This is a genomic window from Staphylococcus sp. GDB20D11A (assembly GCF_016893255.1).
Taxonomy (GTDB): Bacteria; Bacillota; Bacilli; order Staphylococcales; family Staphylococcaceae; genus Staphylococcus; species Staphylococcus aureus.
This window is the reverse complement of record NZ_JAFEPJ010000011.1, coordinates 126,359-152,332: the sequence shown is the minus strand read 5'-3', so window position 1 is coordinate 152,332 and position 25,974 is coordinate 126,359. Positions and strand designations below refer to the sequence as shown.

The 25,974-nt window shown below is 30.7% G+C and carries 28 protein-coding genes and 2 pseudogenes; 18 read left to right on the top strand and 12 right to left on the bottom strand.

Going from position 1 to position 25,974, the window contains the following annotated elements; genetic code table 11:
- Nucleotides 1-483: 483 nt before the first annotated feature.
- From JV528_RS08580 to JV528_RS08540, 9 genes are all read left to right on the top strand, one after another.
- Entirely contained in the window at nucleotides 484-2,634 is a 2,151-nt protein-coding gene (locus JV528_RS08580; RefSeq protein WP_204177475.1) for a helix-turn-helix transcriptional regulator, read from the top strand.
- A 145-nt stretch (nucleotides 2,635-2,779) separates the two neighbouring features.
- On the top strand, nucleotides 2,780-3,139 hold the full coding sequence (gene sarX / locus JV528_RS08575; protein WP_001090984.1) for an HTH-type transcriptional regulator SarX: 360 nt from the start codon (nucleotides 2,780-2,782) through the stop codon (nucleotides 3,137-3,139).
- A 189-nt stretch (nucleotides 3,140-3,328) separates the two neighbouring features.
- Nucleotides 3,329-4,045, top strand: a complete 717-nt coding sequence (locus JV528_RS08570; RefSeq protein ID WP_000532966.1) for a YebC/PmpR family DNA-binding transcriptional regulator — start codon at nucleotides 3,329-3,331, stop codon at nucleotides 4,043-4,045.
- Nucleotides 4,045-4,518: a cupin domain-containing protein gene (locus tag JV528_RS08565; RefSeq protein ID WP_000833486.1), complete on the top strand. Its 474-nt coding sequence runs from the start codon at nucleotides 4,045-4,047 to the stop codon at nucleotides 4,516-4,518. Before JV528_RS08570 ends, JV528_RS08565 begins: the two co-directional genes overlap by 1 nt.
- A gap of 91 nt (nucleotides 4,519-4,609) precedes the next feature.
- Nucleotides 4,610-4,726 carry a hypothetical protein gene (locus tag JV528_RS08560; protein WP_014532581.1) on the top strand — a complete coding sequence of 39 codons (117 nt, stop codon included), beginning with the start codon at nucleotides 4,610-4,612 and terminating at the stop codon, nucleotides 4,724-4,726.
- Nucleotides 4,727-4,870: 144 nt separating this feature from the next.
- Complete coding sequence (locus JV528_RS08555) at nucleotides 4,871-5,515, top strand: ribonuclease FAU-1 family protein (RefSeq protein ID WP_000865622.1); 645 nt, start codon at nucleotides 4,871-4,873, stop codon at nucleotides 5,513-5,515.
- A 115-nt stretch (nucleotides 5,516-5,630) separates the two neighbouring features.
- The gene (locus JV528_RS08550) at nucleotides 5,631-6,497 is read left to right on the top strand and encodes a LysR family transcriptional regulator (protein ID WP_000687412.1); all 867 of its coding nucleotides are present in this window, start codon (nucleotides 5,631-5,633) and stop codon (nucleotides 6,495-6,497) included.
- Nucleotides 6,498-6,700: 203 nt separating this feature from the next.
- Entirely contained in the window at nucleotides 6,701-7,921 is a 1,221-nt protein-coding gene (locus JV528_RS08545) for a sugar efflux transporter (protein WP_041204357.1), read from the top strand.
- Entirely contained in the window at nucleotides 7,918-8,406 is a 489-nt protein-coding gene (locus JV528_RS08540; protein ID WP_000152589.1) for a DUF456 domain-containing protein, read from the top strand. The genes JV528_RS08545 and JV528_RS08540 overlap by 4 nt, the downstream gene beginning before the upstream one ends.
- A gap of 98 nt (nucleotides 8,407-8,504) precedes the next feature.
- Here the strand turns inward: JV528_RS08540 and JV528_RS08535 are convergent, their stop codons facing one another.
- Nucleotides 8,505-9,194 carry a DUF1129 domain-containing protein gene (locus JV528_RS08535; RefSeq protein WP_000842864.1) on the bottom strand — a complete coding sequence of 230 codons (690 nt, stop codon included), beginning with the start codon at nucleotides 9,192-9,194 and terminating at the stop codon, nucleotides 8,505-8,507.
- A 126-nt stretch (nucleotides 9,195-9,320) separates the two neighbouring features.
- Here JV528_RS08535 and JV528_RS08530 point away from each other — a divergent pair, with 126 nt between their 5' ends.
- The 4 genes from JV528_RS08530 to JV528_RS08515 all read left to right on the top strand — a co-directional run bounded on the left by JV528_RS08530 (nucleotide 9,321) and on the right by JV528_RS08515 (nucleotide 11,262).
- On the top strand, nucleotides 9,321-9,764 hold the full coding sequence (locus JV528_RS08530) for a GNAT family N-acetyltransferase (RefSeq protein WP_001259680.1): 444 nt from the start codon (nucleotides 9,321-9,323) through the stop codon (nucleotides 9,762-9,764).
- 67 nt (nucleotides 9,765-9,831) lie between these two features.
- Nucleotides 9,832-10,203, top strand: a complete 372-nt coding sequence (locus tag JV528_RS08525; protein ID WP_000733449.1) for an SA0632 family lipoprotein — start codon at nucleotides 9,832-9,834, stop codon at nucleotides 10,201-10,203.
- A 137-nt stretch (nucleotides 10,204-10,340) separates the two neighbouring features.
- Nucleotides 10,341-10,640 (top strand): hypothetical protein, encoded by a 300-nt coding sequence (locus tag JV528_RS08520; protein WP_000545116.1) that lies wholly within the window; start codon nucleotides 10,341-10,343, stop codon nucleotides 10,638-10,640.
- Nucleotides 10,641-10,719: 79 nt separating this feature from the next.
- Nucleotides 10,720-11,262, top strand: a complete 543-nt coding sequence (locus tag JV528_RS08515) for a GNAT family N-acetyltransferase (RefSeq protein ID WP_000638611.1) — start codon at nucleotides 10,720-10,722, stop codon at nucleotides 11,260-11,262.
- Between the two features lie 71 nt (nucleotides 11,263-11,333).
- Here the strand turns inward: JV528_RS08515 and JV528_RS08510 are convergent, their stop codons facing one another.
- The 4 genes and pseudogenes from JV528_RS08510 to JV528_RS08495 all read right to left on the bottom strand — a co-directional run bounded on the left by JV528_RS08510 (nucleotide 11,334) and on the right by JV528_RS08495 (nucleotide 14,092).
- A complete protein-coding gene (locus JV528_RS08510) occupies nucleotides 11,334-11,900 on the bottom strand; it encodes an LOG family protein (protein WP_000820889.1) in 567 nt (188 codons plus the stop codon).
- Between the two features lies 1 nt (nucleotide 11,901).
- Entirely contained in the window at nucleotides 11,902-12,360 is a 459-nt protein-coding gene (locus JV528_RS08505) for a YaiI/YqxD family protein (RefSeq protein WP_000148825.1), read from the bottom strand.
- A gap of 2 nt (nucleotides 12,361-12,362) precedes the next feature.
- A pseudogene (locus tag JV528_RS08500) lies at nucleotides 12,363-13,046 on the bottom strand (hypothetical protein).
- Between the two features lie 170 nt (nucleotides 13,047-13,216).
- Nucleotides 13,217-14,092: an undecaprenyl-diphosphate phosphatase gene (locus JV528_RS08495; RefSeq protein ID WP_000469895.1), complete on the bottom strand. Its 876-nt coding sequence runs from the start codon at nucleotides 14,090-14,092 to the stop codon at nucleotides 13,217-13,219.
- A gap of 218 nt (nucleotides 14,093-14,310) precedes the next feature.
- On the opposite strand from JV528_RS08495, the gene JV528_RS08490 reads away from it, so the two are divergent.
- Together JV528_RS08490 and JV528_RS08485 are read left to right on the top strand one after the other, a co-directional pair.
- Entirely contained in the window at nucleotides 14,311-15,942 is a 1,632-nt protein-coding gene (locus JV528_RS08490) for an ABC transporter ATP-binding protein/permease (protein WP_000737155.1), read from the top strand.
- Complete coding sequence (locus JV528_RS08485) at nucleotides 15,939-17,612, top strand: amino acid ABC transporter ATP-binding/permease protein (RefSeq protein ID WP_000857618.1); 1,674 nt, start codon at nucleotides 15,939-15,941, stop codon at nucleotides 17,610-17,612. The genes JV528_RS08490 and JV528_RS08485 overlap by 4 nt, the downstream gene beginning before the upstream one ends.
- Before the next feature lie 126 nt (nucleotides 17,613-17,738).
- On the opposite strand, the gene mgrA is transcribed toward JV528_RS08485, so the two are convergent.
- Nucleotides 17,739-18,182, bottom strand: a complete 444-nt coding sequence (mgrA, locus tag JV528_RS08480) for a global transcriptional regulator MgrA (protein WP_001283444.1) — start codon at nucleotides 18,180-18,182, stop codon at nucleotides 17,739-17,741.
- A 226-nt stretch (nucleotides 18,183-18,408) separates the two neighbouring features.
- On the opposite strand from mgrA, the gene JV528_RS08475 reads away from it, so the two are divergent.
- The 3 genes from JV528_RS08475 (at nucleotide 18,409) to JV528_RS08465 (ending at nucleotide 20,668) form a co-directional block, all read left to right on the top strand.
- Nucleotides 18,409-19,335: a CobW family GTP-binding protein gene (locus JV528_RS08475; RefSeq protein ID WP_000794416.1), complete on the top strand. Its 927-nt coding sequence runs from the start codon at nucleotides 18,409-18,411 to the stop codon at nucleotides 19,333-19,335.
- Between the two features lie 102 nt (nucleotides 19,336-19,437).
- Complete coding sequence (locus JV528_RS08470; protein ID WP_000435099.1) at nucleotides 19,438-20,346, top strand: aldo/keto reductase; 909 nt, start codon at nucleotides 19,438-19,440, stop codon at nucleotides 20,344-20,346.
- A 34-nt stretch (nucleotides 20,347-20,380) separates the two neighbouring features.
- On the top strand, nucleotides 20,381-20,668 hold the full coding sequence (locus tag JV528_RS08465) for a hypothetical protein (protein ID WP_000180420.1): 288 nt from the start codon (nucleotides 20,381-20,383) through the stop codon (nucleotides 20,666-20,668).
- 277 nt (nucleotides 20,669-20,945) lie between these two features.
- On the opposite strand, the gene JV528_RS08460 is transcribed toward JV528_RS08465, so the two are convergent.
- From JV528_RS08460 to JV528_RS08435, 6 genes and pseudogenes are all read right to left on the bottom strand, one after another.
- The gene (locus JV528_RS08460) at nucleotides 20,946-21,437 is read right to left on the bottom strand and encodes an IS30 family transposase (protein WP_204177473.1); all 492 of its coding nucleotides are present in this window, start codon (nucleotides 21,435-21,437) and stop codon (nucleotides 20,946-20,948) included.
- Nucleotides 21,403-21,909 (bottom strand): helix-turn-helix domain-containing protein, encoded by a 507-nt coding sequence (locus JV528_RS08455; protein WP_204177472.1) that lies wholly within the window; start codon nucleotides 21,907-21,909, stop codon nucleotides 21,403-21,405. Before JV528_RS08455 ends, JV528_RS08460 begins: the two co-directional genes overlap by 35 nt.
- A gap of 111 nt (nucleotides 21,910-22,020) precedes the next feature.
- Nucleotides 22,021-22,383, bottom strand: a complete 363-nt coding sequence (locus JV528_RS08450) for a cystatin-like fold lipoprotein (RefSeq protein WP_070001796.1) — start codon at nucleotides 22,381-22,383, stop codon at nucleotides 22,021-22,023.
- Between the two features lie 35 nt (nucleotides 22,384-22,418).
- The gene (locus tag JV528_RS08445) at nucleotides 22,419-23,024 is read right to left on the bottom strand and encodes a hypothetical protein (protein ID WP_204177471.1); all 606 of its coding nucleotides are present in this window, start codon (nucleotides 23,022-23,024) and stop codon (nucleotides 22,419-22,421) included.
- Nucleotides 23,025-23,030: 6 nt separating this feature from the next.
- A pseudogene (locus JV528_RS08440) lies at nucleotides 23,031-24,068 on the bottom strand (CHAP domain-containing protein).
- Nucleotides 24,058-25,971: an ABC transporter permease gene (locus JV528_RS08435; RefSeq protein ID WP_204177470.1), complete on the bottom strand. Its 1,914-nt coding sequence runs from the start codon at nucleotides 25,969-25,971 to the stop codon at nucleotides 24,058-24,060. Before JV528_RS08435 ends, JV528_RS08440 begins: the two are co-directional and overlap by 11 nt.
- Between the last annotated feature and the right edge of the window lie 3 nt (nucleotides 25,972-25,974).

The window sequence follows — 25,974 nt, the reverse complement described above, 5'->3', positions numbered from 1 at the left end:
ACAGGAGTCTGGACTTGACTCCTTTCTAATTACACTTTTATTAGAAAAGTAAAGTATAGCTACGTATTAATTTTAAAATCGAAATATTAATAGGAATAAGTATAGATAATATAAACAATTTAATGTTAGTTTGAGCTCATCTCAAAAGTAGAATGTGGTTTAAATAAGTGTTTATTTTTAAATTGAAAATGAATATAAAACTAACAAAAGATAATAGTAATACGTTGTAGATGTGGTCATTTAAAATTATTTTGAAAATACTAAAAAGTAGTGTGTTTTCAATTGGATAGTTTAATTAAACTGACTACATATATTTTTGTAATATTTAAATGATTGATATATAAGTTTAAAAATTACCCATTATATAGTTTTATTTATTTTTGATTTGGTATTCGTATTGTGTTAAATTTACGTTTAATTAAATAAGTTAAATATTATAGGGAATGATAAAAGTGGTACTTAAATATAGAAAGAGGTAAAGTTATGGCAAAATCATGCTTGCATATACTTACTAATAATGAATATGCGACAACGCGTTGCCAAGATGGCATAGTCTTATTTTGGCCAATTGACGGGGAAATCGAACTACAAAAATTTCGTAAAAGTAAAATAATTGAAGATGATATATATATTATTAATCATCTGGATGTATTTAGTATTAAGAATAATAAAAAAACGATCATGTTGTATTTGAGTAGCGATTGGTTTGCGGAATTAGGCTTTACTTTCTTTAATTACCACTATACAGCAAAGTTAATTAAATCATCCTATAATTTGAAATGTCTACTATTAAAATTGACTTATCGATACCTTGATAATCAACCTCTCAATGACGCTGATGTTAGAAAATTACAGGATATTATTAAAATTATTGCAAAAGAAGCAAGTATGGATAAAAAGATTGCGCAAAATCAATATCGATATGCCTATTATGGTGATTTGCGTGACGAGCTCGAATATATTTATCAAAATGTAAATCAACGATTGACATTAAAAAGTGTCGCTGATAAATTATTTGTCTCAAAGTCAAATTTGTCATCACAATTCCACTTACTTATGGGCATGGGTTTTAAAAAATATATTGATACTTTGAAAATTGGTAAATCGATTGAAATTCTACTTACTACTGATAGTACTATTAGCAACATAAGTGAACATTTAGGTTTTAGTAGTAGCTCAACTTACTCTAAAATGTTTAAAAGTTATATGGATATAACACCGAATGAATATCGTAATTTATCAAAATATAATAAATGTTTAATGCTAAAGCCAGAACCACTAGTAGGCAAAATGGTGCAAGAAGTAAAAGAAATCATATTGAATTATATTGAACATTATAAAAACCACCTAACTGATGTTATACATATTGATGAAGACAAATTTGAAACACCTAAATTGTTTCAAACGGTTATTCAAATAAATACTTATACAGAAATGAAATTAGTTTTCTTAGAAGGAATCTTTAAAACCTTATTGAATAAGAACAGTCAAGTTGTCTTTTTCATCATGCCATCGATTTTAAAAAGTAAAAATACCATGTCCGAAGAAGAAAAATTCGCAATCATTAAAACAATAATTGAAAGTGATTTAAAGATAGCATTTAATATAAATGATATTGATACAACTTATTATGTTGAAGAAGCTTTTATGAGTGTTTTTAGACAAATATCTCCAAACGAATTAAGTAATCATAATAATTACGAAGTGCATTTTGTTTTTGATTTATCATTGATGGAAATTAGAACAATTTATCGAATGATATTAAAATTACATAACATCATGTTGAATGTGAAATTAGGATTGAACATTACCTGTTTATTTGAAAAACCTTCAGTTTTTAAATCACTAGTATCACAAATAAAGCGACTTAAATTCGATTCGTTAATAATAGATAATGCAAATTTAAGTAGCCCTTATTTGATGGGGGAAAGTGATGAGTTACTATTGAAAAATATTTTGCATTTTAAAAATTTAAAACAAGTAATTAATGAATTGGATATTGAACAAGAAAAGCTGATTTTTCTAAATGTTGAAAATCATAAACTGCTTAATAATAAAGAACAAGATTTAAGTAATAGTGCTCCATTAATTTATAAGACATTAAGTGCGCTGTATCACAACTTTGCTGGGTTTGGATTGAACATTTTTGACAATCATCAAGCATTTAATGCGATGCATCTATATGACAAAAATGGATTTAAAACAACACTAGGTCTTATATTGGAAAAATTTATCGAATATGTCTCAAAACCCAAATATGAAAACAGTTATTATTCTATTTTTGATATAGAGAATTATTATTGTCTTGTTATTTATGATTGGCGAGTGATAGAGAGCGAGACAATTATGAGTAATTTTGAGGATAGTCAAGTTTATATGAATTTTAAAAACAATGTTTTAAACGATAAATATCTAATTGTAATAGAAACATTGGACGAAAATAGTGGCAACATTAATCATTTGATTTCTAAAGAATTAAGAGATAAATATGAATGGAACCCTAGTTTACTATCTAAAATTGACAACTACCTTAAACCAGCAATCGAGATTAAAGAGCATAACTTTAGTAATAATTCCTTAAATATTAACGTTACTTTTAATGCGTTATACATAATTAAAATAGGAAAAAAATAACACCTTGATATGTATTGCAAAATTTAATTTGCATTTGTTGGTAATTTTGACAACGTATTAAAAACAAATGAGAAAGACAATGGCAGGAAAATTTAAGATAATAATGACAGAAGCATTGTCTTTATATATTTGGGGGTGCAACATTTTGAATACTGAGAAATTAGAAACATTGCTTGGCTTCTATAAACAATATAAAGCATTATCTGAATATATTGATAAAAAATATAAGTTGTCGCTAAATGATTTAGCAGTCTTAGATTTAACGATGAAGCATTGCAAAGATGAGAAAGTACTTATGCAATCATTTTTAAAAACTGCAATGGATGAGCTAGATTTAAGTAGGACAAAATTATTAGTTTCTATAAGAAGACTAATTGAAAAAGAAAGACTTAGTAAAGTTAGATCATCTAAAGATGAGCGTAAAATTTATATTTATTTAAATGATGATGATATATCTAAATTTAATGCTTTATTTGAAGATGTAGAACAATTTTTAAATATTTAATTGAAATTGAGTGTCGAAAGCATAGAAATTGCTTATCGGCACATTTTTAATTTATACATATTTTAAAACTAAGTAACAGATTGAAGAAATCGTAGTTCAATAATGTTAATTGTGAAAATGTATATAATCATAAAAAAATCATGTATAATATATGTTGTTAATTAAACAGTTCGAAAGCGAGATGACATTATGGGACGTAAATGGAATAACATTAAAGAAAAAAAGGCCCAAAAAGATAAAAACACAAGTAGAATATATGCGAAATTTGGTAAGGAGATTTATGTTGCAGCAAAATCTGGCGAACCCAATCCAGAATCTAACCAAGCTTTAAGGTTGGTGCTTGAACGCGCTAAGACATATTCAGTGCCGAATCATATTATTGAAAAAGCAATAGATAAAGCTAAGGGTGCTGGAGACGAAAACTTTGATCACCTAAGATATGAAGGATTTGGCCCAAGCGGATCAATGCTAATTGTTGATGCGTTAACAAATAATGTAAATCGTACTGCCTCTGATGTGCGAGCTGCTTTTGGTAAAAACGGCGGTAATATGGGTGTATCTGGATCAGTTGCTTATATGTTTGATCATGTGGCAACATTTGGTATTGAAGGAAAGTCTGTTGACGAAATACTTGAAACATTAATGGAACAAGATGTAGATGTAAATGATGTGATTGACGATAATGGATTGACAATAGTCTATGCTGAACCAGATCAATTTGCAGTCGTTCAAGATGCGCTTCGTGCAGCAGGTGTTGAAGAATTTAAAGTTGCTGAATTTGAAATGTTACCTCAAACAGATATTGAACTTTCTGAAGCGGACCAAGTAACATTTGAAAAATTAATCGATGCATTAGAAGATTTAGAAGATGTACAAAACGTATTCCATAATGTGGATTTGAAATAATGAAATCAGCAGAACAATGGATTGATGAATTGCAACTTGAATCACATCCTGAAGGTGGTTTCTATAGAGAGACAATCCGAGAAGTATTGAAAGATGGACGCAGAGCGCCGTTTAGTAGTATTTATTTTTTACTTACAGATGACAATATTTCGCATTTTCATCGAATTGATGCTGATGAAGTATGGTACTATCATGCTGGTGATTCTCTAACAATTCATATGATAAATCCGGATGGGGAATATACGACTGCAACATTGGGTACTGATATCCAAAATGGAGATGTATTGCAATATGTAGTGCCTAAAGGAACAATTTTTGCTTCTTCAATCGAAATTTCAAATACTTATAGTTTAGTAGGTTGTATGTGTCAACCGGCATTTGAGTTTAAGCAGTTTGAATTGTTTAAGCAATCTGAATTAATTACACAATATCCGCATCTTAAATCAGTGATTGAAAAATATGCTTTAAAATAAAAATGATCAATGAAGTGGTTTGAAGGTTGTTAATAAACCTTTGAGTCACTTCATTTTTGTATGTATTCTTGATTGAATCAGAATAGAATTGATGCTACAGCTTTTTCTAATGAAATTAACATTAAATGATTTTGAAAACGATAAGACCATATTATTTATAATTTTGAAAAATCATTGTTATGAAGAAGTATGTGTACTATCTAATTAATATTGTCTATTTTAAGTAAATTGAAGCGAGTTGTAGTAAAATAATAATAAATATTTTCATATGATTAACAAAAACTATAAAACTGTATCATGACATGACATCATTCATGTAGTTTTATATAATAATGACAAGGAGTTGGTGACTGTGAAAGTAAAGTATATAGATAAACGTCACTGGCGTCGCCTAATTGATAGGGAATACACAGAGGTAAAAGTTAATAATAATAGGTTCAAGGGTATTATAGGCTTAGTCACGATGAAAAAGGTTCGTGATCCTTTAGAGGTGACGGTAGTTGGACAAAATATTATTGTCGCAGATGACAATTATAAATGGTTGCAAATACTACCTGAAAAGAAACGTTATAGTATAACTGTAATGTTTGATAATAAAGGCAATCCATTAGAATATTATTTTGATATAAATATCAAAAATATAACGCAAAAAGGTAATGCACGTACAGTAGATTTATGTTTAGATGTTTTAGCATTACCAAGTGGTGAATATGAGTTAGTAGATGAAGATGATTTAATGTTTGCATTAGAAAGTGAGCAAATTACAAAAAAGCAATTTCATGAAGCATATATGATTGCGCATCAAATTATGGCAGAGTTAGAAAATGATTTTAAAGGATTCCAAAAGAAAATCATGTACTGCTTTAATAAAATTAATGCAAAGGCTCAAAAAAATCATCAAAAGCCACAAAATAAAACTAATTTTGAAAAAAGCAAACAAATAAAACCTAAGCAATATAATCAAACTAAAAATCACCAACAACAAAAGAAAAACTAAGTAATTCAAGCTGCAGCCATACCAATAAAATTGGTGAAATTATTCGTTAGTAATGAACTCATGAATGCTTGTAGCCATGAAAGTTCAATAATTGAATAATTTATGGGGGGAAATTATGAAGATTGAAGACTATCGTTTACTAATAACATTAGACGAAACGAAAACGTTACGTAAAGCGGCTGAAATTTTATATATATCTCAACCTGCTGTTACACAAAGACTAAAAGCTATTGAAAATGCTTTTGGAGTAGATATTTTTATCAGAACAAAAAAACAATTGATTACAACAACTGAAGGAACAATGATTATTGAGCATGCTCGTGACATGTTGAAAAGAGAGCGATTATTTTTTGACAAAATGCAGGCACATATTGGTGAAGTGAATGGAACAATATCAATAGGGTGTTCTTCATTGATTGGACAAACCTTACTTCCTGAAGTTTTGAGCCTATATAATGCCCAATTTCCTAATGTTGAAATTCAAGTACAAGTTGGTTCAACTGAACAAATTAAAGCAAACCATAGAGACTATCATGTTATGATAACTCGTGGAAATAAGGTAATGAATTTAGCTAACACACATTTATTTAATGATGATCATTATTTTATTTTTCCAAAAAATAGACGAGACGATGTTACAAAGTTGCCATTCATAGAGTTTCAAGCTGACCCGATTTATATAAATCAAATAAAGCAATGGTATAACGATAATTTAGAGCAAGATTATCATGCAACTATTACAGTGGATCAAGTGGCAACTTGTAAAGAAATGTTGATTAGTGGTGTAGGTGTTACAATCTTGCCAGAAATTATGATGAAAAATATCAGCAAAGAACAATTTGAGTTTGAAAAAGTAGAAATTGATAATGAACCGCTGATTCGTTCAACGTTTATGAGTTATGATCCGAGTATGTTGCAATTGCCACAAGTTGATTCTTTTGTAAATCTTATGGCGAGCTTTGTTGAACAACCAAAGGCGTAGTCTTAGACTAATTTAAGGTGTTAGTATTTAATTTTAAACTATTCGGTTAAATTGAACGCAGTTGGTTGCTAATGCACCAACTGCATAAGATCCCCTAATTAATAAATTAAAAGGGGACTAAAGGAATACAGTTGATTGCTAATGCACCAACAGCAAAAGAGCCCCTAATTAATAAATTAAAAGGGGCTCTAAGAAGCGGGGTTATGGATATGTTTGCAGCGTTATTACAAATAAAGAATTATAAACTCTTTGTTGCTAATATGTTTCTACTAGGTATGGGTATTGCGGTTACGGTCCCATATCTTGTTCTTTTTGCAACTAAAGATTTAGGTATGACAACAAATCAGTATGGATTACTTCTAGCATCTGCAGCGATTAGCCAGTTTACAGTAAATTCAATTATTGCTAGATTTTCGGATACGCATCACTTTAATAGAAAAATTATTATTATTTTCGCATTATTAATGGGTGCGCTTGGTTTTTCAATATACTTTTTTGTAGATACAATCTGGTTATTCATATTACTATATGCGATTTTCCAAGGATTATTTGCACCAGCAATGCCCCAACTTTACGCATCTGCTAGAGAATCTATCAATGTTTCAAGCTCTAAAGATAGAGCTCAATTTGCCAACACAGTATTACGTTCAATGTTCTCATTGGGCTTTTTATTTGGTCCATTTATTGGTGCGCAATTAATCGGATTAAAAGGCTATGCTGGATTGTTTGGTGGAACAATAAGTATCATTTTATTTACTTTAGTACTTCAAGTGTTTTTCTATAAGGATTTAAACATTAAACATCCGATTAGTACGCAACAACATGTTGAAAAAATTGCTCCTAACATGTTTAAAGACAAAACGCTTTTATTACCATTTATTGCATTTATTTTATTACACATTGGACAATGGATGTATACGATGAATATGCCTTTATTTGTTACTGATTATTTAAAAGAAAATGAGCAACATGTCGGTTATTTAGCTAGTTTATGTGCTGGTTTAGAAGTGCCATTTATGATCATTCTTGGTGTTTTATCATCTAGATTACAGACTCGAACATTGTTGATTTATGGAGCGATTTTTGGTGGTTTATTCTACTTCAGCATTGGGGTATTTAAAAACTTCTATATGATGTTAGCAGGACAGGTGTTTTTAGCTATTTTCTTAGCGGTTCTTTTAGGAATTGGCATTAGTTATTTCCAAGATATCTTACCAGATTTCCCAGGATACGCCTCAACACTATTTTCTAATGCAATGGTTATTGGACAGTTAGGTGGTAACTTATTAGGTGGTGCTATGAGTCACTGGGTAGGTTTGGAAAATGTATTTTTTGTATCAGCAACATCAATCATGTTAGGTATGATACTTATATTCTTTACTAAAAATCAAAAAATTACAAAAGAGGATGTGATATCAACATGACAATTATTTTATGGCTACTTATCCTCGCTGCCTTCATGTTAGCATTTGTTGGGTTGATTAAGCCGATTATTCCTTCTGTTTTAGTATTATGGGTTGGCTTTCTAATCTATCAATTTGGCTTTCATAATCAGCATTTATCATGGGTGTTTTATGTATCTATGGCATTGCTAACAATATTAATTTTATGTGCGGACTTTTTAGCTAATAAATATTTTGTGAATCGCTTCGGTGGTTCTAAGTTTGGAGAGTATGCAGCTTTAATTGGTGTCGTTATTGGATGTTTTGTTTTACCGCCATTTGGAATTATTATTATACCTTTTATTTTGGTATTCATAGTTGAATTAATACAAGGCTATTCATTCGAAAGAGCAGTTAAAGTAAGTATTGGTTCAATCGTAGCATTTTTAACAAGTAGTATAGCTCAAGCAATCATTATGTTTATAATGATTGTATGGTTCTTTATAGATGCTTTATTGATTAATTAATAAAAAGCTTATTGCAAAATATGTTTTTCGGTAACTGTAATTTAGTGATTTTATCATTAACAGTACCAAGTTAGCATATGATGTAATAAGCTTTTTGTTTATAAAAATGTATGAGAATGTTTTTTCGAAATATTTTTTTCAATGCGTAATCCAATAGGCATAACTATAAATGAAAATATAATAAATACCCAATTGCTTACCTGAATATATGGTCCAAAGGCAAGTAATGATTGTGGAATAAAGAATACATAGAAAAATCCTACAATTAGTAGAATGATTGCTAAATAGGTGAATATCCATATCCAATTTGAATTGTTAAAACACTGCAGTTGTATTGTTTTAAAACTAAACCATATAAATAAAAAGACAATAAAGAATCCAACGACTACTGAAAACGGGAATGAAACAAAATATAAATTACTTCCACTTTTTTCCATGAAAAATCCTAAAAATCCTTTGAGAAAGCTAACAATCCCAATTAATAGAACGATGTGCTGATATATATATTTAAAAATATTTTTAAATGTTTCGTTAGGCATCGCTTTTAGTTCTTTTATTGCATGTGCTTTTGGGTCGTGATTGAAAAAATCTAAGGCTAATAAACCATGTTGTTCTGCGCTTAATAATTGTTTAAGTATACGGTTAATAATTAACTCTGTATCATGAGGATTGACGCGAAAGTCAGAGCGCATATAAGTCATATAATTCTCGAAGATTTCTCTATCAGTATTGCTTAATCTTAATGATTTAACATTATTTTCTTTTGTTAATTGCGCAGTACTTTTCATTGTTACTTAAGCGCTCCTTTAAAAATGTTTAATTCCAAATTAAAATGGAAATGATTTTATAGTATTAATAAGGTCAATCATATCATATTAAACGCATAAATATAACGATTAATATTGGAGAGGAAAATGAGGACACTTAATAAAGATGAACATAATTATATCAAGCAAATAGCTAATATACATGAGACATTATTGTCGCAAGTAGAATCCAACTATAAATGTACTAAACTGAGTATTGCTCTTAGGTACGAGATGATATGTTCAAGATTAGAACATACAAATGATAAAATTTATATATATGAAAATGAAGGTCAATTAATAGCGTTTATTTGGGGACATTTTAGTAATGAAAAAAGTATGGTTAACATTGAACTGCTATATGTTGAACCACAATTTCGCAAACTGGGAATAGCTACGCAACTGAAGATTGCGCTTGAAAAATGGGCAAAAACTATGAATGCAAAGCGAATAAGCAGTACAATTCATAAAAGTAATTTGCCAATGATATCTTTGAATAAAGATTTAGGTTATCAAGTGAGTCATGTGAAAATGTATAAAGATATTGATTAGAATTAGGATTATGTTGCTAATTCATGTTAAAATTAATAAAGATTTAAATGACGTTAAGGAGTTTTATATGAAGAAATTAATCATCAGCATCATGTCAGTTATGATTTTATTAGCAGGTTGCGGTAAAAGCGAAGAAAAAGCAACTCTTGAAAAAGATATCGATAATTTACAAAAAGAAAATAAAGAATTAAAAGATAAAAAAGAAAAGCTTCAACAAGAAAAAGAAAAATTAGCAGATAAGCAAAAAGACCTTGAAAAAGAAGTGAAAGATTTAAAACCTTCTAAAGAAGATAACAAGGATGATAAAAAATACAAAGATAAAGAGGCATCACAAGATAAGCAATCAAAAGATCAAACTAAGTCATCGGATAAAGATAATCACAAAAAGCCTACATCAACAGATAAAGATCAAAAAGCTAATGACAAACACCAATCATAATTGAATTGCTTACTTGTTATAGATGAAAGGTACAGCGTTTTAAACCTTATTTTAAGGGTATGTATTAATTAAAATGTAGTCATGATTGAAACAGAACGTAAAAATAGACAACGTAATTAATAAAGGAGAGAAACGGCATGCATGAACAAGATTTTAGAATTTTAGAGGGGCAAGATATTACTTTGCCAGAATTAGGTAGAGAATTAGAAAATATTACAGGGCGCACGATTGCTGATTCTACTGGCGAAATTAAGCGTGTAATTGCACATTTACCAAACTTTGAGTCCGATACAGATACTTTTGTTGCTACATATCGTTTAAACCATCAACAAGATTTTATAGATGCAACTTTTACTGCGCTGAAATCAGATAGAGCACGTTTAAAAGAAGTGCCAGTTCATGTTGAACTTATAAGCTATATTTCTAAATCAAAATAAACTGCTATCTAAAACGCAAAGTTGATCAAAATATCGATTTTGTGTTTTTTATTGAGAAATTATATAGGAGTGTCAATCGATGATTTATTGTGAAACAGAGCGTTTAATATTAAGAGACTGGCATGAAGATGATCTGTTACCTTTTCAAAAAATGAATGCGAATTATGACGTACGTAAATATTTTCCAAGTTTATTGAGTTATCGTCGTTCAGAATTAGATATGAGAACTATGGATGCGGTTATTAAAGATTATGGCATTGGATTATTTGCTGTAGAAGATAAAGAGTCCCATCAATGGATAGGCTTTATAGGTTTGAATTATATTCCAGAAACAAGCGATTATCCATTTAAAGAATTACCGCTTTATGAAATAGGTTGGCGCTTGTTGCCAGAATTTTGGGGAAAAGGATTAGCAACTGAAGGCGCAAAGGCAGCGTTGAAGTTAGCAGAACAACATCAAATATACGATGTCTATAGTTTTACAGCAGAAGCAAATAAAGCTTCACAACGTGTAATGGAAAAAATTGGCATGACAGTGTATGATCATTTCGAATTACCCAATCTAAGTAAGTATCATTTATTAAAAAGGCAAGTGCGCTATTACATTAATCTTCGAAAGTGAAAATTTATACATAAGCGTAACAAACACCCCTAATATTAGGGGTGTTTGTTTATTTTTTAACCTTAGAATGATTAATCGTATGAACGAGTACCTAGAGGTTTGAAATTTAATATTGATTCTATTAATGATTCCTTAGTGTCGCATAACGGCGCAAGTGCACGATACTTAGGATCAATAAAACCTTCCTCAATCATATGGTCAATCATTGTTTGTAGTGGATTGAAAAAGCCATTAATATTATAAATGGCAATAGGCTTTTCATGGATACCTATTTGAGCCCAACTATACATTTCGAAAAATTCTTCTAGTGAACCTGCGCCACCAGGAGCCATGACAAATGCATCTGCAAGTTCTGCCATTTTATTTTTACGTTCATGCATAGAATCAACTAAAATTAATTCAGTTAAACGTTGGCTTGTGATTTCATGTTCATCTAACATTTTAGGCATGACGCCAATAGCTTTGCCACCATGATCTAATACACCATCTTGAATGGCACCCATAATACCAATTGACCCTGCACCAAATACTAATTCATAACCTTGTTCAGCAAAATATTTACCTAAATCGTATGCTTTTTGTATATATGAAGGGTCATGACCTTTGCTTGCACCACAATAAACTGCGATTCGCTTCATATTAATCCAGCTCCTTAATTCGTTGAATGACTCTTAATAGTGATTGTTCAAACACTTTTTGATCTTGCTTTGTAAAAGGTGGGGGACCTTTGTGGCGACCACTTTGTTTTCTAATTTGTGCATTCATATATCGTTTATCTAATAGTTGTTGAATATTTTTGGAATTGTATATCTTCCCATTATGATGCATGACAATTAAGACTTTGTCGACTAATAAACTTGCGAGTCCATAATCTTGAGTGATTACGATATCATCTTTCGTTGATAATTGAACAATTTTGTAATCAACTGCATCTGGTCCATCATCAACATATAATGTTGATACATGTGGGGGATATAATTGGTTCGAAAAATGGCTGAAGCTCCGAATAATTGTCACAAAAATGCCTGTCTCAGTTGTTAAATCTATAATAGAATCAACAACAGGACAAGCATCTCCATCAATAATAATATGTGTCACAATTATGCCTCTGTATTGTTTTCTTTATTTTGTTGAGAGGCGCTTTTGGCAACATAATCTTTATATTTTTTAAATGACTTGATGCGTGCTTTATCAGCTTCTTGTTAGCGTTTTTGTTCTTCTTTGTGTCGTTTTTCAATATTTTTTTGTAACTTTTTATTCATTTTAGCGATTTCTTTGCGATTTTTTTCAGCTAGTTTATCGCCTTTTTTCTCAGTTTTCTCATCTAATTTATTAGGTGTTAAGCCTGCTTTTTCTTCGTATTTTTGTGATTTTTTCATGTCTTTAATACGTTGTATTTTATTCTTTTCGCGTGCTTTTTGCTCTTCTTTATGACGCTTTTCGATATTTTTTTGAAGTATTTTATTCATTTTATCAGCGTCTTTACGATTTTGTTTAGCTAATTTTTCGCCTTTTTTCTCAATATAGGCAGGATCATGTTCTCTAGCAAACTTTTTAAGTTCACGCTTATTTTCAAAATCTTGCTTTTTATCGCCGACATATTCTTTAACATCACTCGCTGTGTTACTGATTGCTGCAGATGTTTTTGAAGCAACTTTACTTGTAGCATCTGTAACTTTTTGTACGTCCGGATGTTGTTTGATACGTTTACGTTCAACAATTAATGGTACCAATACAATTGGTAATACATTAATCATAAATTTGATGACTTTTTTCTTATCCATAGATCTTGCCTCCATAATTACTTTATTAATTTTACATACCCTATGATACATCAATATAAACGATGAGAGTAGTGAATCACTTATAAGTATTTCAGATGTTTTTTAAAGAAGACAATAAAAACTGCCAATCAAGTGGTTCCTTAATTGACAGTCTATATTTTAAAAGAAAATTAAATACCTTTACCAATGCCAAATCCGAAGTAAAGTATAGCAATAAAGATTACTAATACAATTCTGTAAATGGCAAATGGAATTAATTTGATTTTGTTAATTAGATGCAAGAATGTTTTGATTGCAATTAGTCCAACAGTAAATGCAGCTAAAAAGCCTAAAATATAAAAAGGTATATCAGCAATCTGAATATCTTGATAATGTTTTAATAAAGATAAACCACTTGCTGCCAACATAATTGGAACAGCCATAATAAATGTGAAGTCCGATGCTGCTTTATGATTTAATTTCATTAATACACCAGTTGAAATTGTTGAGCCTGAACGGCTGAAACCAGGCCACATAGCTACTGCTTGAGAGATACCAATTACAAACGCTTGGAAATAATTGATTTGATCCACTGTTTGTGGGTTTTTAACTTTAACTGAATACTTATCAGCAATAATCATGTAGATAGCACCTACGAATAAGCCAATCATAACAGTTGGCACACTAAATAAATGTTCTTCGATGAAATCATCAAATAGTAAGCCTAAAATACCTGCTGGCACCATACCCACTAATACATGTAATAAATTTAAACGTCTTGGCTTTGAACGTCTTTGTTGATTGTTTTCTCCTTCAACATGTTTGTGTTTACCAATATGTAAAATCTCTAAGAAGCGTTCGCGGAACACCCATGCTGCTGCAAAGACGGATCCTAATTGGATGACGATTTTAAATGTAAATGCTGATTGAGAACCTAAAAATTCAGATGATTTTAACCACATATCATCAACTAGAATCATATGTCCAGTAGAGGAAACAGGTGCAAATTCTGTTAATCCTTCGACGACCCCTAAGATAATACCTTTTATTAATTCAATGATAAACATAATGTACCCACTTTCATTACTCAATTTAATTTATTTAAATATCAAAATTACCATATCATGATAGCATATTCATTTAAAGACATGCTAGTTATAGTTATAATACTAGACTAAAGATGTATATATTCATTTTCTTTTACATGTAAAACTACAATATTTTATTGAGCTATTTAATTTGATTTTAAGGAAAACCTTTTATAATAGGTTTAGGTGATATAATTGTGAAAAAATTAACAACAATACTGTTTCAATATAAAATTTTTCCGGTACTCATGTTCTTGGTCAGTACTGGTCTCGGCATACTCGTTATAACACAAAATATTTTAATAGCAGATTTTTTAGCTAAAATTATAAGACATCAATTTCAAGGTTTATGGATTGTATTATTTATTTTATTAGGTGTTTTACTTTTAAGAGCAACTGTGCAATTTCTAAATCAATGGTTAGGTGATACATTAGCATTTAAAGTTAAGCATATGCTTAGACAACGGGTTATTTATAAAAATAATGGTCATCCAATCGGTGAACAAATGACTATACTCACAGAAAACATTGATGGTCTAGCACCTTTTTATAAGAGTTATTTGCCTCAAGTGTTCAAATCAATGATGGTTCCGCTCATCATAATCATTGCAATGTTTTTCATCCATTTCAATACCGCATTAATTATGTTAATAACTGCACCATTTATTCCTTTGTTTTATATTATTTTCGGTTTGAAAACGCGAGATGAGTCAAAAGATCAAATGACTTATTTGAATCAATTTAGTCAACGGTTTTTAAATATTGCTAAAGGTTTAGTGACGTTAAAGCTATTTAATCGTACAGAGCAAACAGAGAAGCATATTTACGACGATAGTACTCAGTTTAGAACTTTAACAATGCGCATTTTACGCAGTGCTTTTTTATCGGGATTAATGCTCGAATTTATAAGTATGTTAGGTATTGGATTGGTTGCATTGGAAGCAACGCTAAGCTTAGTAGTATTTCATAATATTGATTTTAAAACTGCGGCAATTGCGATTATTTTAGCGCCTGAATTTTATAATGCAATTAAGGACTTAGGACAAGCGTTCCATACTGGAAAACAAAGTGAAGGTGCCAGTGACGTTGTGTTTGAGTTTTTAGAACAACCGAACAATAATAATGAATTTCTATTAAAGTATGAGGAAAATCAAAAGCCATTTATTCAGTTAACAGACATATCATTTCGATATGATGATTCTGATAGATTGGTATTAAATGATTTAAATTTGAAAATATTTAAAGGTGATCAAATTGCACTTGTAGGTCCAAGCGGGGCAGGTAAATCCACTTTGACACATCTTATTGCAGGTGTTTATCATCCAACAATAGGTACTATAAGTACAAACCAGCGTGATTTAAATATAGGAATACTTAGTCAACAGCCATATATTTTCAGTGCTTCTATAAAAGAGAATATTACGATGTTTAAAGATATAGAAAATAATATTGTTGAAGAAGTGCTAGACGAAGTAGGTTTATTAGACAAAGTTCAATCTTTCACAAAAGGCATTAATACAATAATAGGTGAAGGAGGCGAAATGTTATCTGGTGGACAGATGAGACGCATAGAACTTTGCCGTCTTTTAGTTATGAAGCCAGATCTCGTTATATTTGATGAGCCTGCAACTGGTTTAGATATTCAAACAGAACACATGATTCAGAACGTTCTGTTTCAACATTTTAAAGACACAACGATGATTGTCATTGCACATAGAGATAATACAATTCGCCATTTACAACGACGTTTGTATATAGAAAATGGAAGACTGATTGCTGATGATCGCAATATTTCAGTAAATATAACAGAAAATGGTGATGACTTATGAAAACACGACTAAAATTTCAAGTAGATAAGGATTTATTGTTAGCTATAGTTGTTGGTGTTTGTGGAAGTTTAGTTGCGCTCGCCATGTTTTTCTTAAGTGGTTATATGGTGACACAAAGTGCACTTGGTGCGCCACTATACGCTCTGATGATTTTAGTCGTTACAGTAAAATTGTTTGGATTTTTAAGAGCTATTACTCGATACGTAGAGCGCCTTATTTCTCATAAAGCTACATTTACAATGCTACGTGATATTCGGGTACAGTTTTTCGGTAAATTAGTAAATGTCATTCCTAATGTTTACCGTAAACTGAGTTCTAGTGATTTAATTTCACGTATGATTAGTCGTGTTGAGGCGTTACAAAACATTTATTTACGTGTTTATTATCCACCAGTCGTCATCGGTTTGACAGCGCTAGTTACAGTAATAGTATTGGCGTTCATTTCAATCGGCCATGCGCTATTGATTATGGTTAGCATGTTGTTTACTTTACTCATCGTTCCTTGGTTAAGCTCAAAAAAAGCACGTACTTTAAAGAAACATGCAGCTAATGAACAGGCCCGATTTTTAAATCATTTTTATGATTATAAAGCTGGTATGGATGAACTACGTCGATTTAATCAAACTAATCATTATCGAGATAATTTGATGGCTAAATTAAATCATTTTGATAAATTACAACTTAAAGAGCAACGCTTTTTAACGATTTATGATTTTATATTAAATATTATTGCTATGCTTTCGATTTTTGGAAGTTTAGTTCTAGGATTAATTCAAATTAATGAAGGCCAACTAAATATTATTTATATGACGAGTATCGTTTTAATGGTCTTAACTTTATTTGAACAAGCTGTACCAATGACAAATGTCGCGTATTATAAAGCGGATACTGACCAAGCATTGCACGATATTAATGAAGTGATATCTGTACCTTCTACTAATGGAAAAAACCTCCTTACTGATAAGTATGACGCAACGAACATTTATGAAGTTAAGGACGCTAGTTTTAAGTATTGGAACCAGCAAACGTATGTGTTATCGGATATTAATTTTAATGTTAATAGAGGCGAAAAGATTGCGATTGTGGGTCCTTCTGGTTCAGGGAAAAGTACATTACTACAAATTATGGCAGGGTTATATCAATTAGATAGTGGCTCTATTCGTTTCGAAAATATGGATATGTTTGAAATAGATGACAAAGATAAGTTTGAATCGTTGAATGTCTTGCTACAATCTCAACAATTATTTGATGGTACAATACGTCAAAATTTATTTACCGATGAAAAAGATGAAGCGGTGCAAGCAATATTTAAGCAATTAGATTTAGAACATTTGGCACTAGAACGTCAAATTGACTTAGATGGTCATACATTATCTGGCGGAGAAATTCAGCGTTTAGCGATTGCGAGGATGTTATTAAAAGATACTGCATCAACATGGATTTTAGATGAACCAACAACGGCATTAGATAAACAAAATAGTTTAAAAGTTATGGATTTAATTGAAGCACATGCAGAAACATTAATTGTTGCTACACACGATTTAACTTTATTGTCACGTTTTGAGACCATCATTGTGATGATAAATGGTAAAATAGTTGAAAAGGGAAACTATCAACAATTACTCGCTAATCAAGGTGCTTTATGGAATATGATTCAATATAATGCATAAAAAAACTGCTTGATAGGCTAAGAAACCTTTCAAGCAGTTTTTTAACTAACAAGCTTACGCGTGCTAATTGTTTTTCTATTCTTAATAAATTCTAAACATTACTTTAATTGTCATGACAAAAGTTAATTATTTTTCCTTTGTTTCATCAAATGCATGAATGACTTTACCTAATAAGCGATTAAGTTCTTTAACTTCATCTTGAGATAAAGAAGAAGCTGAAGCGACTTTGTCAGATGCATTACTTAATTCTGGTCTAATAGTTTCACTTTTGTCAGTCAAGTGAATAAATACTTCACGTTGATCGACTTCGGAACGTTCACGCTTAATTAAGTCTACTTGTTCCATTCGTTTTAATAATGGTGATACTGTACCAGTATCGAGTGCTAATTCAGTTACGACTTTCTTGACGTTTACAGGAGATTCATCCCATAAAATAGTTAAGACAAGAAATTGTGGGTATGTTAGATTGTACTTCTTAAAAACTTTGTTAGAGTAGTAGCGATTAACTTGTCTTTGAGCATTGTACAAACTAAAGCATAGCTGTTCTTTTAAATTATGTTGATCAGACATTAAAGTTCTCCTCCAGACATACTATCCGTTTTTTTCTCTTTTCGGATTGGTAATCATTAAAAAGTTGATTGTTTATTAATTCACAACTTTCTTTGATTCAATGCCATGCTAAAATTAAAGTATGTTTAAAGTTTAGAAGATATTTTTGATTAAATCAAGCAAAAAGATAATTTAATATATATGTTATCATTTTTAAAAATAACTGTAATAGAAAAGAGAATATAAAATGAAAAATAATAAAGATGAAAAAATAAGAATATCCATAATTAACGGATTTTTGGGTAGTGGTAAAACCACGTTACTGACACATTATATTAGTGAATTATTAAAAAATGATGAGAAAATTAAAATCATCATGAATGAATTCGGTACTTTTGATATTGATAGCAATAGTATTTCAAATGAAATTGAAGTCCATTCATTGATTAATGGTTGTGTTTGTTGCGATCTTAAACAAGAACTTGTCTATGAACTAAAAGCCATTGCTTTAAAAGGGGACGTTAATCATGTCATCATAGAAGCGACAGGCATTGCGCATCCTTTAGAATTACTAGTTGCATGTCAAGATCCGCAAATCGTTAATTTCTTTGAAAAGCCAATTATTTATGGTGTACTAGATGCGACTCGATTTTTGGAACGTCATCAATATACCGAAAATACAGTTTCGCTGATGGAAGATCAGTTGAAACTAAGTGACATGATTATTATTAATAAAATTGATCTTGTAACTGATGACAGTCTTGAGAAAATTGATAAGCAATTAAGTATGATTTGTGCAAGTATTCCAACTTATAAAACAACCTATGGACAAGTTTCGTTGGAAGAATTGGACTTACCTGGTAAAGACAGAGAGATATCGTCTCATCATCACCATCATCATGGGATTAAAAGTATGACTTACACATTTACAGGTCCGATTGATCGTCAATTGTTTTATCAATTCATAATGAAATTACCGGAATCTGTTCTACGTTTGAAAGGTTATGTATCATTTAGAGATCAACCAAATGCAATTTATGAATTTCAATATGCATATGGTTTACCAGACTATGGAATAATTGGCATGCAATTACCATTAACGATTGTTATTATTGGTGAAACTTTAGATACAAATCACATACGTAATCAATTGGATATGCTGCAATTTACGTAAATTAGAAAATGTGTTGTTTCAATTTAACGGAAATAGCACATTAATTTCTTAATACTTTTATTGTGAATATTTTGTGACATTGAGGGATGGAGTGGATGAGATATGGAACAAATAATGATTAATCACTATGTTCATTTTTCTAGGCTTGTACAAGGTTTTTGGCGTGCAAATGAATGGAAGATGACTGCGAAAGAGTTAAATTATTTTATAAACGAATTAGTTGAACGTGGGATTACAACGATGGATCATGCTGATATTTATGGGGATTATCAATGTGAATCACTGTTTGGTAATGCTTTGGATTTATCACCCGAATTAAGAAATAAAATTCAAATTGTTACGAAATGTGGTATCATTTTGCCTTCTAAGCAATTTGATTTTACAAATGGACATCGTTATGATTTGAGTAGTAAGCACATCGTGAAATCTGTTGAACAGTCATTAATCAATTTGAATGTAGATTATTTAGATAGTCTACTCATTCATCGTCCTTCACCATTGATGGATCCAGAACAAGTTGCTGATGCATTAACTAAACTTGTTAAACAAGGTAAGTTGAAGTCATTCGGGGTGTCGAATTTTAATCATTCTCAATACCAATTGTTAAATCAATATATTAAGAAAGAAAGACTACATATTAGCATCAATCAATTAGAATTATCGCCATATCACGTTGATAGTTTACAAGATGGAACAATGGATTCAATGTATCAAAACCATGTTCAAATCATGGCTTGGAGTCCTTTTGCAGGCGGTAAAATTTTCGACAAGGAAGATATTAAAGCGCAACGTATTATGAAAGTTATTCAATCAATAGCTGACAAATATGGTGTGAGTGACACAGCTGTGATGATAGCATGGTTAGTAAAAATACCGCATCGTATCATGCCGATACTTGGAACAAGTCAGTTAAAGCGTATTGATCAAGCAATCGAAGGGCTGCAACTTAATTTAGATGATCAGTCGTGGTTTGACATTTACACCGCTATTATCGGACAAGATATTCCGTAAACTTATTTACTTTTAAATCATAAAGGAGCATATCATGACAAACGAAGATAAACGTTTCGAACAATTAAGATTTGAACGCAAATTTATAGTTATTCCGTATGTAATTTATGCAGTCATTGTATTACTATTAAATATTTTCTATTCTGATTTGAAAATAACAATGACATTATTCGGACTTTTCTTTGCGTATAATGTAGTCATTTTGTTCATAGCATTTATTAAACATTATAAACGCACATTGTTACTAAGTCTTATATTAACAGTGCTTAGTGGCGCGGCATTCTTTGGAATTATTTATGTTTATGGCATTAATCATTTTTAAATATTGCAGTGTGTCAATACTAAATCAAAAATTTCTTTAAAAAATTTTAAATTCTCATAATTTAGTCACTACAGTTAATAAAGTATAAGAATTTTAATTGTAATTGTATGAAAATAAGAAAAAACTTTATTAACATCAAATTTAGTTATACAGAAAACATACAAATTTTATGCATTGAACGCTTCTGCACTCACGATAAATCGTTCGCTTAGACCAATGCATATTTACTGATGAGTTCTTTCAGAACATAATCAATAAATATGCATTCACAAAAAGATTAGCGATACGCTTGAATAACTTCCTCACTCGTTAAATAATTCAATACTGCACGCGGTCTTGTATTTATTCTTTCCACAGCTTTATATAATGCATCATCAGAAATATATTTAAAATCTGTACCTTTTGGAAAATATTGACGTAACAAACCATTCACATTTTCAATCGAACCTCTTTGACCTGGACAACCAGGGTCACTAAAATACACACGACAATTAAGTTCGCTTTCTAACAATAAGTAATTAGAAAATTCTTTACCTCTATCTACAGTAATTGTTTTTGGACTTAAATCACGCATTAATTCAACAATCGCATCACATACATCTTTAGAACATCTTGAATCTAAACGACAAGCATATAAATATCTTGTTTTACGCTCTATAATTGTAACCAAACACGCAAGAGAAGGACGCTTACTTAAAATCGTATCAATTTCATAATGTCCATATTCTTTACGCTCATTTACGGAATGTGGGCCGATACATGATTGCACGATCGCCTACTTTAATTTTACCGCGCTTCTCTGTAGATTTATTAAATTTCTTACCACCTTGCCTTAAATCCTTTTTTACATATTTGACCAATCCTTCACGTATATAACGATATATAGTAGGATAGCTTATATATACACCAATATCCTTTTCGATTCTTTCTGCTATTTGTCGTGGTGACCATTGACATGCTAACTTCTCTTCAATATATACTTTAGATTTTTCATCTAATTTTCGAGATTTCTCTTTATGTTCTTCAGAATGATTATAAGTTACCGAAGCATATTCTTGTGCTAAAACAGGGTCATAAATATCATCAAATGTATATCGCTTTAATTCATTTAAAATCACTGAATAATCTCTATCCAAAAGCCTAGCTATATCTGCAATAGGAACACCGTCATAAAGATATTTCGCAATAGCTAAACGTGTAGTTAAATCTACAGGACGTCGTTTTTTTCGCTTTTTAGCCATTTTCATCTTCCCCTTTACATTTTTAAACATCGTTTATAAAATATAATAGAAGAAGATGTTAAAAGAAAGCAACTCCCAAACTTACCAATCGCTTTAGGGAGTTGCTTTTATCTATTCTTTTAAATTTTCCTCTTTATAATCTGGTTTATTTTCTTTCATGAATTTCTTAGGTTTCTCACTAGATTGTTCTTCATATTTATTTGTTGTTTCATTTTTTCGATAAAATGATTGAGTTAAAGAATCGCTACCTTTAACAAAATGATACGTTAAAATAATAACTTTACCATCTTCATATACAGCTATATTACTTTTATCACGTTCAAATTTATTCGCGTCTGATAATTTTGCTTTCTGAATTTGAGTATTTTCTAATTTAGAAACTTCCTCAATTTCTTTATCATACTTTTTACCACATGCAATTAAAGCTGTAGATATAACTAAAATCAAAGTCATCAATAAAAATCGCTTTGTCATGATATAATCATCTCCTTTTTTATTGAATTATATCATTATTTTATAAAATATCCACGTCCATTTTTTTGTAAATTAAAACGCTGTACATCATTAATCAACCATTTGTCATTTGTACGCACCATATCAAGTTGTACAGATGTTTTACGATTCTCAACTTCCTTTTGTCCTTCAGTATCAATACGCTCATTAAACTGCACAAATACTTTATAATTATCATGCTTAGGGTCATACTGATCAAAATATACATGAATATCACTCACTGTTACATCGTCGAAAATACTAAACTTCTCTCTATTATCACTAAACAATACATCATAATATTTTTCTGTTACTAGTGGTTTAAGTGGTTTAGCTTTTTGTTTAAATGATGAACCTTTTTTTAACGTAAATAGCTCTGTTGTAAATGCTTGTGCTGTCTCACGTATTTGTTTTTCTTCCTCCGCAATCACTGTCTTAGATTGACGTTTTACACGTTGATTTAATGCCTCATTCGTATCTTTTTCTTGTTGTAATGTTTGTTTTAATTCACTCACATGATTTTTTTCTTTTTGAACTTGTTGTTTTGTTGTTTGCGTACCTATAAAATAAGCACTCACTGTTAAAATGGTCACAATCACAAAGCCAATAATCTTTAATTTCATTATTATCTACTCCTTATCATGAATAAAACTAATACCAGATTCTACTTTCATTTCTCTTTGTGATACGATATAAGGTCCTTTAATATTCATTTCTGTCACAGTAAATGTTTTATCATCTTTCACATCAATCACAACAGCTACATGTCCTGTTACTGGCGGTGCACCACCAGCGCCAGGCTCGGCAATCATTAACGCACCTACAGCGGGTTTACTATTTACTTTATAACCTTCATCTTTCGCTCTATCATTCCAAAATTACGCATGGAACCAATACGTCGATATCGGTTTTCCCATTTTTTGACGAATGCCATAGGCATACCATGTACATTGACCCGCTGTATATAAATTACCTTTACCTGCATCTGAATTACTCCATTTTGGCAATTTACCACTAAACTTAATATCTTTACCACCAGTAGACTTACATACAGCGCCATCACCATCACTTAATTTTTTCATCATTGATTTTACTGTTGGTATCCATTGCTTATTCATATTATTCGGGTCATTTGAAGCACCTACAGGCGCATATTTTGGCCCAATTTTCTCTGGTGTCGTTAATCCTTCTTTAATATAAACATCATATAAATTCTTTGCGCCTGCCTCAAGTCCAGCTTCAATTGTTGGATACGTAGAATCATGAATCGACTTTGTACCCATCACAGACAATGGATTCTTTTGACGCGTCGCATTTTCGCCTTTGCCCCAACCAGACTCACTTGCAATAATCGCCATAAATAAATTTTCTGGTATTTTATGCTTTTTCGCAATTTTTACAATCACTTTTCCTTTGCCTTCTAATGCGCCACCTTTCGCATTTTGTTCAAATACCGCAATACCTTTATCTTTAACATCACCACCCACACATGACATATCACCATCTGTTTGTTTGTCTTCCTCTGGACTAAATACAAACATCAATATTACAGGAAACAAGAAAAACAACACACAAAACAATATCAGACCAATTTTTAATAATCTAAATTTAATACCAATCGGCGTTTGTTTCATCACTTCTTTTACAACCGTCTTTTTATTTACCATGTTTATTAATATCCTTTTGATTTTTCAATCGATCATGAACATGTTTTGTTTGTGAATTTCGTTTAAATGTCGGATCATTTTTATGTGAACGTGGTTGATATGGTTTATCTTCTCCAGTCTGTATACGGCGTTTTTCAATATCTTTATCATAAGAAGATTGAATATCTTTATTAAACGATTGACTATGTCTTGATAATTCTTTTGGCGGTTGAGATAAATAAGTAGGGTTAAATGATTCTGTTTGTGGATTACGTTTAATACCTTTTTTATGTTTTATATCACGATGCATACCATCATCTTGTGCAATTTGTTTTGATTTTGTATAACCCTTCGGATTAACTCCTGAACGACTCACATAACTAGCTACACCTACATTAGGAGCGCCATGCATTTCTTCTTGTTGATTACGTCGCTTAATTTCTTTCGAATGATTCATTGAAACAATAGGGTCTGATTGTTGATTTCGGTTTGGTTTATTGGGATTATCATTTATCATCGGTGGTTCTGGATTATCACGTTGACCATCACGTTTATTCTTTTTATCTTCTGCTCGTTTTTGACGACGTTTATTAAATTCATCTTGTCCTTTGCGCATTACATCAGCACCTAATTTTTGAGGCGATAAACTTAAATTGCCACGTGTCACAAAATCAATGATTTCACTACTCTTTTTATACAAAACAAATAAAATAATCATTAAGAATATCACATTTAAAAAATAGGCTTGTTGGCTTTCTGGTTTCACAAATGCATTCGCGATATCTATTGAAAAACCAATTACCACAAATAAAAATGTCATACACGCACTTAAAATAATATAACCTAATGTACGAGCTAACGCTTTAAACACCGATATTTCAAAACCAGGAATAAAACTAATAAGCCAACTAAACGCTAAAAATAAGAATAAAATTAGCGCAAAAGCTGAAAAGATGACTTTCGCAAAACTAATCGATAGAAATATAATAGATAAAGCAATGGTAATAATCAGCGTAAAAATCGCAATACCTAGTTGTCCAAACACATGCGTCTGTTTCATTCCCGTATTATCATATTTTTTAACCTCATCATCAACTTTCGCTTTTATATTATCTTCTGATTTTTTATCTTTTATTTTTACATCTAATATATTATCAATTCTGTTTTTACCTTTTTTCTTAATTTTTTCTTCGTTTACAGTACCGTAATTCATAATCAGATAGGGCTTATACAATGCCATATCAAAATATTGATTACGTATCTTGTTAATGCCTGAATTTTCATTTACATAATCAATATCACCATTAATAGAACTTGTACTATTCATAATGACATTATTTAACCCTTTACCAACATTATTTGTACCTTTAATCACGAAGCTCGCATTGGCAAGCACACCCACACCAAAACCAATTAAACAAAAGATTAAAAAGCCACGTTTTAACGCTTCATGCATATTACCTTTAACTGAAAAGATAATAAATGCATTTAAACAAATCACAATAAACAACGTCATGACAATATTACTTAATAACTTTTGGTAAATATCTCCAACAAATTGACCAACTTTATCCGCAAAATCATTTAATACATCAAGCTGATACAAATTCTCTATCGCATAATCAGTAATACTTACAATCAACTTATTCATTTCAAAAAAGAAGTTGGTTACATTATTAACTGTTTGTGCAACTTCATCTTTACCGAATGGATTCCAATCTTCATCTTTTTGAAATCGTATACGATAACGTTCTAAATCTATATCACCATCGGCTTTATTATCTACCTTATACTTTTCAATTTTCGCATCAACAGCATGTGTTGGTTTTCCTACTGGATTAGCTACAGCATCAGCTGTTGCCCCTGTCATTAAAAACAAGGGCAAAATCAAAAAGCATAAAAGATACACACTTTTATGCTTCATCAA